At 69.8% G+C, this 13,391-nt stretch carries 18 protein-coding genes and 1 pseudogene; 9 read left to right on the forward strand and 10 right to left on the reverse strand.

What is annotated here, in order from left to right:
* Nucleotides 1–219: 219 nt before the first annotated feature.
* Nucleotides 220–630 (reverse strand): DUF4232 domain-containing protein, encoded by a 411-nt coding sequence (locus JWP54_RS00005; protein WP_297366134.1) that lies wholly within the window; start codon nt 628–630, stop codon nt 220–222.
* Between the two features lie 418 nt (nt 631–1,048).
* On the opposite strand from JWP54_RS00005, the gene JWP54_RS00010 reads away from it, so the two are divergent.
* Both JWP54_RS00010 and JWP54_RS00015 read left to right on the forward strand, forming a co-directional pair.
* Nucleotides 1,049–1,441, forward strand: coding sequence for a hypothetical protein (locus JWP54_RS00010; RefSeq protein ID WP_297366135.1), 393 nt, complete (start codon nt 1,049–1,051; stop codon nt 1,439–1,441).
* Entirely contained in the window at nt 1,438–2,442 is a 1,005-nt protein-coding gene (locus JWP54_RS00015; RefSeq protein ID WP_297366136.1) for a serine hydrolase, read from the forward strand. Before JWP54_RS00010 ends, JWP54_RS00015 begins: the two co-directional genes overlap by 4 nt.
* 10 nt (nt 2,443–2,452) lie before the next feature.
* Here JWP54_RS00015 and JWP54_RS00020 read toward each other — a convergent pair whose 3' ends face one another.
* The 3 genes from JWP54_RS00020 to JWP54_RS00030 form a co-directional block, all read right to left on the reverse strand.
* Nucleotides 2,453–2,626 carry a CsbD family protein gene (locus tag JWP54_RS00020; protein ID WP_297366149.1) on the reverse strand — a complete coding sequence of 58 codons (174 nt, stop codon included), beginning with the start codon at nt 2,624–2,626 and terminating at the stop codon, nt 2,453–2,455.
* 681 nt (nt 2,627–3,307) lie between these two features.
* Nucleotides 3,308–3,583, reverse strand: a complete 276-nt coding sequence (locus JWP54_RS00025; protein ID WP_297366137.1) for a hypothetical protein — start codon at nt 3,581–3,583, stop codon at nt 3,308–3,310.
* Between the two features lie 68 nt (nt 3,584–3,651).
* A complete protein-coding gene (locus JWP54_RS00030; protein WP_297366138.1) occupies nt 3,652–4,101 on the reverse strand; it encodes an Asp23/Gls24 family envelope stress response protein in 450 nt (149 codons plus the stop codon).
* A gap of 225 nt (nt 4,102–4,326) precedes the next feature.
* Here JWP54_RS00030 and JWP54_RS00035 point away from each other — a divergent pair, with 225 nt between their 5' ends.
* Together JWP54_RS00035 and JWP54_RS00040 are read left to right on the forward strand one after the other, a co-directional pair.
* Complete coding sequence (locus JWP54_RS00035; protein WP_297366150.1) at nt 4,327–4,890, forward strand: RNA polymerase sigma factor; 564 nt, start codon at nt 4,327–4,329, stop codon at nt 4,888–4,890.
* On the forward strand, nt 4,887–5,471 hold the full coding sequence (locus JWP54_RS00040) for an Asp23/Gls24 family envelope stress response protein (RefSeq protein ID WP_297366139.1): 585 nt from the start codon (nt 4,887–4,889) through the stop codon (nt 5,469–5,471). The genes JWP54_RS00035 and JWP54_RS00040 overlap by 4 nt, the downstream gene beginning before the upstream one ends.
* 29 nt (nt 5,472–5,500) lie before the next feature.
* On the opposite strand, the gene JWP54_RS00045 is transcribed toward JWP54_RS00040, so the two are convergent.
* The gene (locus JWP54_RS00045) at nt 5,501–6,892 is read right to left on the reverse strand and encodes a GH1 family beta-glucosidase (RefSeq protein WP_297366140.1); all 1,392 of its coding nucleotides are present in this window, start codon (nt 6,890–6,892) and stop codon (nt 5,501–5,503) included.
* Between the two features lie 146 nt (nt 6,893–7,038).
* Between JWP54_RS00045 and JWP54_RS00050 the strand changes: the two genes are divergently transcribed.
* Nucleotides 7,039–7,392 carry a Beta-galactosidase C-terminal domain gene (locus tag JWP54_RS00050; protein WP_297366141.1) on the forward strand — a complete coding sequence of 118 codons (354 nt, stop codon included), beginning with the start codon at nt 7,039–7,041 and terminating at the stop codon, nt 7,390–7,392.
* A 6-nt stretch (nt 7,393–7,398) separates the two neighbouring features.
* Here the strand turns inward: JWP54_RS00050 and JWP54_RS00055 are convergent, their stop codons facing one another.
* Both JWP54_RS00055 and JWP54_RS00060 read right to left on the reverse strand, forming a co-directional pair.
* Nucleotides 7,399–7,638 carry a DUF2945 domain-containing protein gene (locus JWP54_RS00055; protein WP_297366142.1) on the reverse strand — a complete coding sequence of 80 codons (240 nt, stop codon included), beginning with the start codon at nt 7,636–7,638 and terminating at the stop codon, nt 7,399–7,401.
* Nucleotides 7,639–7,698: 60 nt separating this feature from the next.
* Nucleotides 7,699–8,619, reverse strand: coding sequence for a LacI family DNA-binding transcriptional regulator (locus JWP54_RS00060; protein WP_297366143.1), 921 nt, complete (start codon nt 8,617–8,619; stop codon nt 7,699–7,701).
* 78 nt (nt 8,620–8,697) lie between these two features.
* Between JWP54_RS00060 and JWP54_RS00065 the strand changes: the two genes are divergently transcribed.
* The 3 genes from JWP54_RS00065 to JWP54_RS00075 all read left to right on the forward strand — a co-directional run bounded on the left by JWP54_RS00065 (nt 8,698) and on the right by JWP54_RS00075 (nt 11,387).
* A complete protein-coding gene (locus JWP54_RS00065; protein WP_297366144.1) occupies nt 8,698–9,903 on the forward strand; it encodes an ROK family transcriptional regulator in 1,206 nt (401 codons plus the stop codon).
* A gap of 44 nt (nt 9,904–9,947) precedes the next feature.
* The gene (locus JWP54_RS00070) at nt 9,948–10,964 is read left to right on the forward strand and encodes an arsenic resistance protein (RefSeq protein ID WP_297366151.1); all 1,017 of its coding nucleotides are present in this window, start codon (nt 9,948–9,950) and stop codon (nt 10,962–10,964) included.
* A 63-nt stretch (nt 10,965–11,027) separates the two neighbouring features.
* Nucleotides 11,028–11,387 carry a hypothetical protein gene (locus tag JWP54_RS00075; RefSeq protein ID WP_297366145.1) on the forward strand — a complete coding sequence of 120 codons (360 nt, stop codon included), beginning with the start codon at nt 11,028–11,030 and terminating at the stop codon, nt 11,385–11,387.
* A 98-nt stretch (nt 11,388–11,485) separates the two neighbouring features.
* Here the strand turns inward: JWP54_RS00075 and JWP54_RS00080 are convergent, their stop codons facing one another.
* Nucleotides 11,486–11,908 (reverse strand): hypothetical protein, encoded by a 423-nt coding sequence (locus JWP54_RS00080; protein WP_297366146.1) that lies wholly within the window; start codon nt 11,906–11,908, stop codon nt 11,486–11,488.
* A 128-nt stretch (nt 11,909–12,036) separates the two neighbouring features.
* Here JWP54_RS00080 and JWP54_RS00085 point away from each other — a divergent pair, with 128 nt between their 5' ends.
* Nucleotides 12,037–12,456, forward strand: a complete 420-nt coding sequence (locus JWP54_RS00085) for a YdeI family protein (protein ID WP_297366147.1) — start codon at nt 12,037–12,039, stop codon at nt 12,454–12,456.
* Nucleotides 12,457–12,543: 87 nt separating this feature from the next.
* On the opposite strand, the gene JWP54_RS00090 is transcribed toward JWP54_RS00085, so the two are convergent.
* Both JWP54_RS00090 and JWP54_RS00095 read right to left on the reverse strand, forming a co-directional pair.
* Nucleotides 12,544–13,215 carry a response regulator transcription factor gene (locus JWP54_RS00090; RefSeq protein ID WP_297366148.1) on the reverse strand — a complete coding sequence of 224 codons (672 nt, stop codon included), beginning with the start codon at nt 13,213–13,215 and terminating at the stop codon, nt 12,544–12,546.
* Nucleotides 13,212–13,391 (reverse strand): annotated as a pseudogene (locus JWP54_RS00095) (sensor histidine kinase); the annotation flags it as partial. The pseudogene JWP54_RS00095 and the gene JWP54_RS00090, both read right to left, overlap by 4 nt.

Raw genomic sequence — 13,391 nt, forward strand, 5'->3', positions numbered from 1 at the left:
GCCCCCAAATGTTCAACGGCTTCGACCGCGGCGACCAGTGAATCTGCGGGCACACCCGGTCCAGGCGGGGTGCCGGGGGCGGAAGTGTCTGCGATGGTGGACATGCAGACAATGTAGCCCGATGTCGTATCCTTGTGTTACATAAAGCATGGGTGTGGATAAGTATTTTCGCGCGCGTTCCCGGTCGCTGTCGCAGCCGATTGCGCCGTAACGGGGTACTTAGAACCTGACGGGTTCTGCGGCGAAGACACCGGTTCGCACGGGTTGCACGGCGGGGTCATCGCAGCCCTCGATCGGGTTGGGCGTAGCGACGACGGCAAACGAGCCATCGGGCAGGGTCACGTCCAGCGTGGTCACGGCCACGAGCGGGCACCCGTAGGCCCCGGCCTGCGTGAGATGCAGCAGGCTGAACGTCGAGTCGCCGGGCTCCAGCCGCACATCGGACGGGACGGCGCGCGGTTCCCGCCCCGATGCCGCGCCGATCTTTGCTCCGGAGTCGCCGGAAATCAGCGTCACCCGCGGGTAGCCGGCAATCAGGCACGCCTCATCACCGGAGTTCGTGAGGCGGAGACCCCAGAAGAAGCTACCCGCACCGCTGTCTTCGGGGCGGGCCTGTAGTGAGAAGATCATCCCGCCTGACGAGCAGGGCGACGCGGTTTCATTCTGGCTGGGACCGGGCGTGCCCGGTGGCGTGGCGGAGGGCGAACCGGTGGTCTCAGGCGTCGGCGTCGGCGTCGGCGCGGCGTTGGGCGAGGGAGCCGACGAGGGTGAAGCGGCCGACGGCAGCTCGGGAATCAACGGCGTTCCGCAGGCCGCCAGGGGCCCGGTGCAACCGACCAGGAGGAGCAACGCGCCACCGAGCCGCCCCAGCCGGCCCGGAAAGGGGCCTGCCGTCCGCGAGCCGATCACGCGCCCAGTATCGCACCATCGAGGTGCGGCGGGGGCGGCCAGCGCGACACCCCCGCTCTGGGTACACTCCCCAGCAACAGGCCTGTGCGGCGCATCCCTTGGGGCTGCGTACGGGGGCGCGGAATGGGCATGGGGTGCCATGAGTGGCGAACAGGCGGGGCCGTCCGGCGGCCGTGGGGTGCGCGTCGGCGCATCACGCACGAGGGTCGTGGTCGGGCAACGGCGGCCGGTGGCGGTTCTTGGCCTGTCGATGCTGGTGATCCTGGTGTTCCCGTTGATGGGTTGTGCCGAGGCTGAGGTGCCCCAACCGTTCGGACCGGAGCAGGCCGTCGGATCCCTCGCGCCGGACACCGTCGCCGCGCTGGACGCGGCCTTGGCCGACGGTGTGGCGTTGGCCGGCGCATCCGGCGCAATCGCGGGGTCTGGGTGCCGGGGGCCGGGCAATGGCTGGCCAGCCCGGGTACTGTCGGCAGCCAGGTCGATCCGGCAACCGGCCGTGCCGCCGGCGGCGATCAGCTCACGACCGGGATGAGCTTCCGGATCGGGACGCAGACGACGGCGATGACGTGCACCGTGCTGCTCCGGCTGGTCGACGAGGACCGGGTGGGCCTGGACGACCCGGTGTCGCAGTATCTGACCCGGCTACCGGGGATCGAGGGCATCACCCTGCGCCAGCTGTGCCAGCAGACCTCGGGCTTGGGCCAGCCGCAACTCGAGTCGCAGTTCGTGAGCAATCCCACCCGACCATGGCCGGCGCTCGAGTTGGTGTCGGCCGCGCTCGGCACCCCCAGGACCGGTCCACCCGGCCGGACGTGCAACCGCTCAGACGTGGGCATCACCCTGCTCGGGATGGCCCTGCAGGCTGCGACGGGCGACGATTGGGCAACACTGTACGGTCGCTACCTCTTCGGCCCGCTCGGCCTGACCGACACCGCGTACCCAGGTTCCCGGGATCTGGGTCTGCCCGGCGCGCATCCGCACGGTTGGACCGCGGCCGTCGACCCGGCCGGCCGGGCGGATTGCACCCGGATGCTCGATATCACCCGGCTGTCCCCGTCCATCGCCGGTGTGGCCGGCGGCGCGGTGTCGACTCTGGGCGACCTCAAAACCTGGTCGCAGGCGCTCGCGGCTGGAGTCTTGCTGGAACCGGGAACGGCCCACGAACAGTGGGACACGGTGCCGGAAGCGGGACTGCCGTACTGGCGCGGCTACGGCCTGGGCGCCGAGCAGGTAGGGCCTCTGCGCGGTTCGGCAGGGGAGGTCCCGGGCTTCCTGTCCGCGACGCTCACCGACCCGGAGAGCGGGCTGACGGTGGCCGTCATGGTGAACGATTCCAGCGCCGGCGCCGAATTCGCCCTCAATCTGGCCCGACGCCTCGTGGCGACCGCGGCGCTGGCTCCCGTAGGCGGTGACGCGTCGGCGGCGCAGGCGCTCACGCTGCCGTGGACGGCAGACGACGCGGCGGCGGCGATGCGCGCCGGCGCGGTCTGCGCGACCGGTGCCGCCGTGGATCCGACGGTACCGGCCGGGTGATGCGGTCCGGTTACTTCTTGAACGCGTCCTTGACGTTCTCGCCGGCCTTCTTGAGATCGGCGCCGGCCTGATCGGCCTTGCCTTCGGCTACCTTCGAGTCATCGTCGGTTGCCTTGCCGAAGGCTTCCTTCGCCTTGCCGCCGAGGTCCTGGGCGGCGTTCTCGATCTTGTCTGATCCACTCATGGTGTTCTCTCTTTCTCTGGGGGGTGGTTGGGGAACCGTCGTGGTGCTCACAACGGTGGGTGCGCGGGTCGCCTGGCGGTTGTCGTAGGCCAGGGCGTCGGCGATCGCCTTCGCGGCGGTGAATCGATCCGGCGCCGTCGCCACGGTCCGGAGGGTCGGGGCCGGCCGCCGCCCGGCCGAGCCGGGTTCACGGGTGCCGGGCTCGACGGCGACTGCCTCGCCGGCGCGGTGTGCCCCTGCGATCGGCTGGAGACTTATTCTCGGTCGCCGTCCGGTGCGACCCGTCAGCACCACGAGCGCCACTCCGGCGGAGGCGACCACGAGGCCGAGGGCGAGCAGCACCGCGGGGGCGATCTCATTGACCTGGCTCACGTAGCGCACCACATCGGCGGGCGCGGCCAGCAGCGCCGGTCGGTCCAGTAGCGCGAGGACGAGCTCGGTGCCGGCGTAGAGGCATCCGGAGATGATCACCGAGGCCAGCCCGATGGGCACAATCGAGCGGGGCACCTGCGACGTGCCGGGCGGCCGGTGCTGACGGGGCGAGCGGGCGAGCGGGCCAGGCACTTCTCGACCGGCACCGGCCAGCCGCGCCGGGGCGAAACCCGCCGACTCTGCTGATCTGATGGTGCCGTTCATGACGTACCTTTTCTGTGGAGGGGTGGGCCGGAGTGTGGGCCGGGGTCAGTCGCCCCGGCGGGGCAGCCGCAAGAGTGGTCGGGTCCGCCGGATGCTGACCTCGTTGATCCGGCCGCCGCTGAGCTCGCTCACGGTGCGGCGGATGTATTCCCGCGTCTGCGGGGAGCCGCTGGGGTCGTCCTCGCCCCCACCCGCAGGCGCCTCGGGCCGTTCACGCAGCGGTGCGCGCACCGTGAGGTCGAGGCCCCCGTCGGCGTCGTCGAGGTCGACGGACACCTGGCTGGGCTGCACGCCCAGAGCCTCGGCGGCTACGGCGGACACGAGCCGAGTCATCGCGCGGGAGCTGATTTCGGTGCGACCGCGTGGTGTCTCGATGCTCGGCACGGAAGTCACTGAACCGGTGCCTCGGCAGTGTCGGCACTCTCGTCGGGCAGGTGCACGTCGTTGATGGTGACGTTCACCTCGGTGACCTGCAGCCCGACAAGCGTCTCGATGGCTTGGATCACGGCGCTGCGGGCGTCGTCGGCGACCTGTTGCAGCGGCATCGGATACTCGGCGACGATGGACAGGTCGACGCTGACCTGGCTCTCGCCCACCTGCACGCTGACGCCCTGGCTGTGATCGGCGCTGCTGATCGCTTCCCGGATGGCCCCCAGCGCGCGTGCGGCACCGCCGCCGAGGGCATGCACGCCGGAAACGTTCCGCACCGCGAGCCCGGCGATCTTGGCCACGACGGCATTATTGATCACGGTCGCGCCTCGAGCATCCGTCGACGGGGCCGGCGCGTCGTCCGGCCCGGCGGCAGGAGGGCTGGTGGGGATGGGGGAGATGCCGGTCATGAGTGCTGCTCCTGTGCTGGTCGGCCGCGCGGGGCGGTGCTGTGACAAAAAAGGCGGGATGGTGAGATAGTCACTATGTCGCACGGATCTCGCTTCAGAGTGATTTTTTCTTGCTCCGAAACTCATCGATACTGTTCAGACGCGTTTCACCGCAGGTTCGTCATGAAATAGAGGATCCTCGGTGGGCGCGGGCATGGGTTTAGAGAGAGGATTCCGGTGTCAGTGATGGTGTCAGATGAGCGTTCGTCACTCGACGACGCCGCAGATGCGACTCTTGCGGCGCGTGCCGTCGACGGTGATGTGCGCGCCTTCGAAGTCATCGTTCGGCGGCATGGGCCGCTGATGCGCGCGTATGCCACCCGCATCCTCGGTTCCAACAGTGACGCGGACGACGTCGTGCAGGACACCTTCATCACGGCCTGGGAACGGCTGGGCGAATTGCAGGACCCGGCTGCGACGAAGGCCTGGCTGATGCGCATCACGAGCCGGAAGGCTATCGACCGCATCCGGGCGCGCCGGACGGATCAGCCCTTCGGCGAGTGGGATGTGCCTGCGCCGGAGTCGGAATCACCGCACCACCAAGCCGAAGCTGCGTCGCAAAGGGAGCGGCTTACACGTGCACTCGCTACTCTGAGCGAAGCACAGCGTGAATGTTGGACGCTGCGGGAGATCGGCGGGCACAGCTACGCCGAGATCGCCGAGGAGCTTGACGTGCCTCCATCGACGGTGCGCGGGCTGTTGGCCCGGGCCAGGCAGAAACTGATGCAAGAGATGGAGGAGTGGCGATGATCCCTTCACCTGACGATCAGAACTACGACCTCATCGCCCATCTTAGTGACTACCTCGACCGTGGCGAGAACCCGCCGGAAGAGTTCCTCAACACCGCACCGGAGAACCGGATCGCCTACGACGCGCTCACCCGATTCCGCACGATGGCCCAGGACATCCTCGCCGGAGACGTCACGGCCGAACCCGCCCGCGACGACAGCTGGGTGACGCGGATCCTCACGAACATTCACCGGGAATCCCGCGCAGGGCGCTCGATCCCGGTGTCCCACCCGTCACCGAAGGCCGCGCTCAGCCTCACCGAAGGCGCCGTCCGGGGCTTGATCCGCTCGGCGGGCGACAGCGTTGCCGGCACCTTCATCGGCTCGTGCACCCTCCAGGGTGATGTGACGGTGCCGGGCAGCGAGGTCACGGTGAACGTGGAGGCGAGCGTCTTCTGGGGTGAGCGGATGCCGCAGACCGCGCAGCGCCTGCGCGACGCCATCACGACGTCGCTGCTGCACCACACCGAGCTCAACATCAAGGCGGTCAACGTGACCATCACCGATGTTCACCTGCGCCGGAACGCCACCCCCGGCGACTGACCCGACGACGGACGCGACGACCGGCGCAGCTAGGGGATGCGGCGCTCGGCGATCAGCTCCCGGTACCAGAGCGCACTGTCCTTGAGCGTGCGCTCCTGCGTCTCGTAGTCCACCCGCACGATGCCGAACCGCTTCGAGTACCCGTAGGCCCACTCGAAGTTGTCCATTAGCGACCAGACGAAATACCCCCGCAGGTCGATGCCCGCCTGCAGAGCCCGATGCGCGGCGGTGAAATGCCGGCGCAGGTAATCCACCCGGTCCGCGTCGTGCACGCGCGACACGCCGTGGTCGTCCACGGTGGCGACGTCGTCGAACGCCGCGCCGCTTTCGGTGATCATCAGCGGCAGGTCCGGGAACTCCGCGTGCGTCGCGGCGAGGAGCTGAAGCAGGCCGGACGGCTCGATGTTCCAGTCCATCTCGGTGAACGGGCCCGGCTGGTCCAGCCGGGGAATGTCGTCGGTGCCGGGAAACGCGGATGCCCGTGAGGCCGCCCCGGCCGCCGGCCCGACCAGAGTGGTGTTGTAGTAGTTGATGCCCAGCACGTCGATCGGCTGGTGGATGAGCTCCAGGTCACCGGGCTTGACGAATGACCAGTCGGTGAGGGGCAGGGTGTCCGCGAGCAGGTCAGCGGGGTACGCGCCGTGCAGCATGGGGCCGGTGAAGATCCGGTTGCCCACCGCTTCGATGCGCCGCACCGACTCGGCGTCGCCGCGGATCACGTGCAGGTTGTGGGTGACCGAGATCTGGGCGGTGGCGCTGATCACCTCGCGCAGCGCGCTCACCCCGAGCCCATGGGCGAGGTTGAGGTGGTGGGCGGCGGTGAGTGCTTCGGCGTTGTCCTGCCAGCCGGGAGCGTGCTCACCGGAGCCGTGCCCGAGGAAGGCCGAGCACCACGGTTCGTTGAGGGTGGTCCAGACCGCGACCCGGTCGCCGAGGGCTCCGCCCACGATCCGGGCGTAGTCAGCGAAGGCGTACGCGGTCTGGCGGTTGCGCCAGCCGCCCTCGTCCTCGAGGGCCTGCGGCAGGTCCCAGTGGTACAGCGTGGCGACCGGGGTCACGCCGCGCTGGAGGAGCCCGTCCACCAGTCGCTTGTAGAAGGCCAGGCCGGCCGGGTTCGCCGGGCCGCGCCCCGTCGGCTGGATGCGCGGCCAGGCGATCGAGAACCGGTAGGCGTCCAGGCCCAGTGACGCGATGAGGTCCAGGTCGGATTCGAGTCGGTGGTAGTGGTCGTCGGCCACGTCGCCCGTGTCCCCGTTCTGCACCGCCCCGGGGGTGTGCGAGAAGGTGTCCCAGATCGACGCCCCGCGGCCGTCCTCATCGACGGCGCCCTCGATCTGGTACGCGGCGGTGGCCGAGCCGAGGACGAACTCGTCGGGGAATCGTAAACCGCTGTCGCGATAGTCCGGATTGTCTACGGTCATCGGGGAAGCCATCACTTTCTCTGCGGGGTCATGGCCTTCGGAAACGCCACTGACTTTATCAAGTTACCAAAATAACTGGCAAGGGTGGCCCGGATGCTCCGGCCCGCTTGCACCCCGCTCTGACCGACGCTGCTCAGGAGAAGACCATGCCCACCGAAGCCCGACCATCACCCGCCCCGTGGCCCACCCCGGCCCTCTCCTTTGGAGGCGACTACAGCCCGGAGCAATGGCCGCACGAAACCGGCGGTGCGGCCTGGTATCTCTCCACCGACCTGGACCCGGCCGGCCTGGGCGCGTTCGTCGACCAGGTGCTGAGCGAAGCTGCGGTCACCCCGGCCGCCGTCGCGTCGGCCGGGGTCGAGGTGGTGCGGCGGGTTTCGCCGGCCGGCTCCTACCTGTTCCTGCTCAACCACGCGGTCACCCCGGGCTGGGCCGAGGCCACCGGCGTCGACCTGCTCACCGGCGCGCGCTACGAGGTCCGGGTGATCCGGGAAGAGTAGTCGCGCTCAACCGTCCGTGCTGGCCTGGGACTTGCGGGGCTTCAACTTGCGCAGCGCGCCCGCCTTGTGTGCGGCCTCGGCTGCCGACTTCTCTGATTTCACGATGAAAGCCGGGTCCTCCGCCGAGGCGCGGAAGGTCTGGCCCGCGAACTCGAAGTCGCTGGTCTTCTTCCCGATTACCTCGCCCTGCGTTCGGCCCTGGGATGTCGCCCAGCTCACCCGGTCGCCCGTGTTGAAGTCAGTCATCCTCGAAGGATACGTGCGGGAGCCGTGCCGGCCAAGGGGGCAAGAAGGGGTCGGGATGCCTCAGCCGGCCGGCGGGGGCGCCGTGGTGCCGCGCGCGACGACCTGCGGCGCGGGCGCGGGGATGGTGCCGGGCGCGCGGCCGGCCAGGAGCTCCCGCACCATTTCCGCCGCTGCAGCGCCGAGCCAGTGCACGTCCCGGCGCATGACCGACAGGGGCGGGGTCGAGAGGCGGCACAGGCTCGAATCGTCCCAGGCGAGCAGGGACAGCTCCGCGGGCACCGCGAGGCCCGCCTGGCGGGCGTAGGCGAGGCCGCCCAGGGCCATGAGGTCGTTGTCGAACAGGATCATGGTGGGCCGCTCCGGGCCGCTCAGCAGCTCGCGGGTGCCGTCGAAGCCGCTCTGCTCGGAGTAGTCGCCGGTGACGGTCTGCGCGGTCGCGCCGTTGGCCGTGATGGCCTGGGCGAACGAGCTCGAGCGCACACCTGTGTGCACGAGTTGGGCCGGTCCGGCGACCCGGCCGATGCGGTGGTGGCCCAGCTCGACGGCGTAGTGCACGGCCAGGGTCACCGCCTCGAAGTTGTCCACCTCCAGTGTTGCCACGCCGGTCTTGCTGGTGTGCAGGGGGTCACCGAGCACGAGGGCCGGCAGGCCGAGGTCGTGCAGGATGCTCGTGCGCGCGTCGTTCTCGGTGAGGTCGTGCACCACGATCGCAGACACGTGCCCGGAGGCGGCCCACCGTCGATAGCTGGCGATCTCATCGTCGAGGCTGTCCGCTATGTGCACGAGGACCGACCCGTTGGTCACTCGCAGGGTGTCTTCGAGCCCCGCGATGAACTCGGCGTAGAACGGCTCCACGCCGCGAAACCGCGGGGAGCTGCGCAGAACCGTGCCGATGACGACGGGCCCGGACTGCCGGGGTGGATCGAAGAGGGCGGGCACAGTGTCATTGTGCCGCACCGGGACGTCTTCCCGGATGACCATGAGATCCTCGATCCACTTCTTTCGCTCTCTTTACTAAGTGGGTTCAACTCTAGAATGGGAGGAACGAGGAGGCTGGATATGACGCGCGCTGGAGCCAACCTGACGCTCACCACGAGCCGCGCCCTGGTCCTCGACTTCGTGCGGTCGGCCGGTCCGATCAGCCGAGTGGAGCTGGCCACCCTCACCGGGCTCACACCGGCGACGATGACCAACGTCATGCGGCACCTGCTCACCGACGGCCTCGTCATCGAGGTGGGTCGCGACCTGTCCACCGGCGGCAAGCCGCGGGTGCTGCTGGACATCAACCCCACCGCCCGGTTCGCGGTCGGCATCCAGCTCGGCGCAGACTCCCTCACCTACGTGGTCACCAACCTCGGCGGCGCCATCGTCGGCCGGCTGCGCACCAGGGGCGCCGAGGACTCCCCGCCCGCCGACGTGGTCGCCCGGATGGCCACGAGCGCCAATCAGCTGATCGAAGACCTCGGCATCGACGGCCAGGCCGTCATCGGCGTCGGGCTGGCGGCGCCCGGTTCGATGGACATCGACCGCGGGGTGCTGCTGACCCCGCCCACCCTGAGCCAGTGGTCGGAATACCCGCTGCGCGATGCCCTCGCCGAGGCCACCGGCCGGCCGGTGCTGCTTGACAACGACGGCACGGCATCCGCTGTGGGGGAATTCTGGGGTGGCGACGTGCCGGATGCGTCGACGGTCTGCGCCGTGTACATGGGCGCGGGCATCGGTGCCGGGATCCTCCTCGGCGGCACGGTCTTCCGTGGGGCGAGTTCCAACGTCGGCGAACTCGGCCAGATGTGGATGGTGGCGCCGCGAAGCGGTGCCGCGCCTGACACCCTCGAACGCGTGGCCGGGCCCGCCGGGGTCGCCGCCGCCGTGCAGCGCGCGCTCGATTCGGGTGCCGAATCGTCCCTGGTCCTTGGCGGCGCCGACCCCATCGCCGACTTCACCCTGATTTCCACGGCCGCGCTGCTCGGCGACCCGGTGGCGGTAACGGCGATCACCCATTCCGCACAGGACCTGGCCGAGGCGGTGCTGATCGCCGCGAACCTGTTCGACCTCGACTGTGTGGTGCTGGCCGGGCCGTCGGTGGCCATCGCCGGGTCGATGTATGTCGAGATCCTGCAGAAGCGCCTGAGCGAGGGGTTCTTCGCCAAGGCCCGGCACGGCATCGAGGTGCGGCTGTCCAGCCATGCGACGGATGCGGCCGCCGTCGGCGCCGCAGCCCTGGTCCTCCAGCATCAGCTGGCCCCTCGCTCCTTCGGCAGCTGACCGAGCGCCCCTGGGGTGGGAGCGTGACGGGATTCGTGCGCTGGATGGAGCGCCGGCAGGTGGTGCTCTACCTGGCCGCGATCGCCCTCGGCGCCCTGGTCGGCTGGCTGGCCGTGCCCGTGGCGCCCGCGCTCGCCGGTGCCATCACCCCGGTACTCGGTCTGCTGCTGTTCGCGACCTTTTTGGGCGTGCCCCTCGTCGATGTCGGCCGTTCCTTCCGCGACCTCCGGTTTCTCGGCGCGGTGCTGGCGGTCAATTTCCTCGTCGCACCGGTGGTGGCCTTCGGCCTCAGCCGATTCGTGGCCGGCGACCGGGCGCTGCTGCTCGGCGTGCTGCTCGTACTGCTCACCCCGTGCGTGGACTACGTGATCGTGTTCACCGGGCTGGCCGGCGGAGCCCGCGACAAACTGCTGGCCGCCACCCCGCTGCTGATGCTGCTGCAGATCGTGCTGTTGCCGCTCTACCTGCTGCTCTTCGCCGGCTCCGACACGACGGGTCTGATCGAGGTGACCCCGTTCCTTGAGGCCTTCCTGTTGCTCATCGTGCTGCCCCTGGCCGCTGCCGGACTCGTGCAGGGCCTGGCCCGGCGGGCATCCGGCGGCCGGAACACCCGGGGACCACGGTCAGGTCGGGTGGCCGTTGCGATCACCGCCGCCATGCAGGCGCTGATGGTACCGCTGATGATGGTCACCCTCGCCGTCGTGGTCGGCTCGCAGATCGCGGCCGTCGGCGCCCGGGCCGCGGCCCTGCTTGCCGTGCTTCCGATTTACGTGGTGTTCCCGGTCGTGATGGTCGGGCTGGGCGTGCTCGCCGCCCGGTTGACCCGTCAAGAGGCTCCGGCTGGCCGCGCCCTCGTCTTCAGCGGCGCGACCCGCAATTCCCTGGTGGTGCTGCCGTTGGCCCTCGCGCTGCCGCCCGCCCTGGCCCTGGCGCCGCTGGCGGTGGTGACCCAGACGCTGGTGGAGCTGATCGGGATGGTGATCCTGGTGCGGCTCGTGCCCCGGCTGGTTCCCCACGCCGCCCCGGCGGCGCATGTTGCGTTGTGTGACGGCGACCCGTGACAGCGGAAAATCGCGAACCTACACTCGGTGCAATAGCCGCGTCCGCTCGCGAAGGAGGTCCACATGATCACGCAACCGCTGCACACCCAGCAGTGCAACCACACCGGTAGCGCCGTGTGCGCCAACCGGGGCGCCGGGCACGCCCTCCAGCCCATCCAGGCGCGAGTGGCCGCCGCCACCCCGGGCAAGTGGGTGGACGGCATCGTCGCAAGCGTGTCCGCCGACGGCTGGGTCGGCATCCGGCTGCTCGCCGGGCCGGACGCGCCCAGCCTGCTCGACCCGGCCGACGGTGCCGGGACGGTGTGGGTCTGGAACCACGACGATCTCACCGGGACGCTCGAGGCAGGCCAGCCGGCGGCGGTGCACGCCCTCTACAACGTGCTCGCGAGCGGCCGCGACCGTATCAGCGTCATCCGGCTCTAGGCCCGGCTGCATTTCAACCGGCTGCAATTCATTTCAACCGGCTGCAATTCATCGTCCGGCGGGTGACCGCCGGCGGTAATCGGTGGAACAGCGACGACTCAACTCGTCGGCATCATCCCCTTCATCGCGTCCATCATCTTCTGGCAAGCCATCGAGCACTGCCGACAGGCCTCGGCGCACATCCGCGCGTCCTCGCTCGTGCCGGCGTGCTTCATACACTCCTCGGCACAGGCGGCGGCCGTGGTCATGCTGGCCATGTGCATGGCCATCATGCTGTCCATGTGCATTCCGCCCGGGCGCAGCATGGCGCGCATCATGGTGTTCGCCATGTCGGCCGTGTTGGCGCACATGCTCCGCGCCATCGCCATGTCGTCGCCCATCATCGAGTCGGCACACATCGTGCAGGCCTGCTCGCAGGCGGACGCGGCCTCGATACAGTCCTGCATCACGGACATGTCCATGCCCTGCATCGGCATGTCCTTCATGTGCATTTCCATCATCTGCATGGTCATGTTCGTCATCTGGAACCATCCCTTGCGCGGGGGCCGGGCACAGGCCCTTGCCAACGCCGACAACGGCCCCCGCCACGGCCGATGCTACGCCGGGACCGGCCCGATGTCAGCAGGTCGGCGCTGTAACGCACGGAAACGTGGCGCTCTGCTACGGCTGGATCGACGGGCAGGCCAATCGGCTCGACGAGGACTACACCCTCCAGGGCTTCTCGCCCCGGCGCAAGAACAGCCCGTGGTCGAAGATCAATCAGGAACACGTGGCCCGCCTGATCGAGGAGGGCCGGATGCGCCCGGCAGGCATGGCCGAGGTCGACCGCGCCAAGGCCGACGGCCGCTGGGACGCCGCGTACCGGATGCGGGACGCCGAGCCGCCGCCCGACCTGCAGGCCGCACTGGACGCCAACGCGGCCGCCGCCGCGTACCTCGCGTCGCTGACCCGCGGGGCGCGATTCCTGATCTATTTCCGGCTGACCAACATCAAGACGCCCGCGCCGCGCGCCGCGCGTATCCGGGACGTGGTGGAGAAGGTCTCCCGCGGCGAGCTGCACTACCGCTGATTCGCGAGTTGCCCCGTTCCGGACGCGTTGCCCCGGTGGGGCAGGGCACCTCGTCCGCAGGTGGGCACGTCGCGGCCCGACGCGCGGTCATGCCGGCCCGCCGGGCACCAGCAGGCCCGACTCGTAGGCGATGATCACCAGCTGGGCGCGGTCGTGCACACCCAGCTTGGTCATCATCCGGTTCACGTGGGTCTTCGCTGTGTGCGGCGAGATCACCAGCTCGTCGGCGATCGCCCCGTTGGCGTGGCCGCGGCCCACCAGTAGCAGGATCTCCCGCTCGCGTTCGGTGAGCGTGGCCAGCCCGGCGGGCACCACCAGTGCGGCGGGCTCGACGGGCGCCGTGTACCGGTCGATCAGGGCCTTGGTGGCGCGCGGGGAGAGCAACGCGTCGCCGCCGTGCACGGTGCGGATGGCGTTCATCAGGTCCGCCGCCTCGGTGCCCTTGCCGACGAAGCCGCTGGCCCCGGCACGCAGGGCCTGCAGCACGTACTCGTCTTCCTCGAAGGTGGTGAGCACGATGATCCGGGTCGCGGCGAGGTCGGGGTCGGCGCAGATCGCCGCGGTGGCGAGGATGCCGTCCATGACCGGCATCCGGATGTCCATGAGCACGATGTCGGGGCGGGTGGCCCGCACCAGCTCCACGGCTTCCCGGCCGTTGCCGGCCTGACCGGCGACGCGGAAGCCCTCCTCGTGCGAGACCAGCTCGGCCACCGCCGTGCGGATCAGGGACTGGTCGTCGGCGAGGACCACGGAGATCATGAGGCACCATTCGGTTGGGAGGTCGAGCCGGGACCGGCGGCAGCGGCTGCCGGCGCGGCCGTGCCGGCGGGGTCGGTGGGCAGCCAAGCGGTGAACCGGAACACCGGGCCGGGGCCGCGGGCCGCCGTGAGCCGGCCGGCGACGGAGCCCACCCGTTCCCGGGCGCCGAGCAGGCC

Origin of the sequence: Cryobacterium sp., assembly GCF_025463825.1 — a bacterium.
GTDB lineage: Bacteria > Actinomycetota > Actinomycetes > Actinomycetales > Microbacteriaceae > Cryobacterium.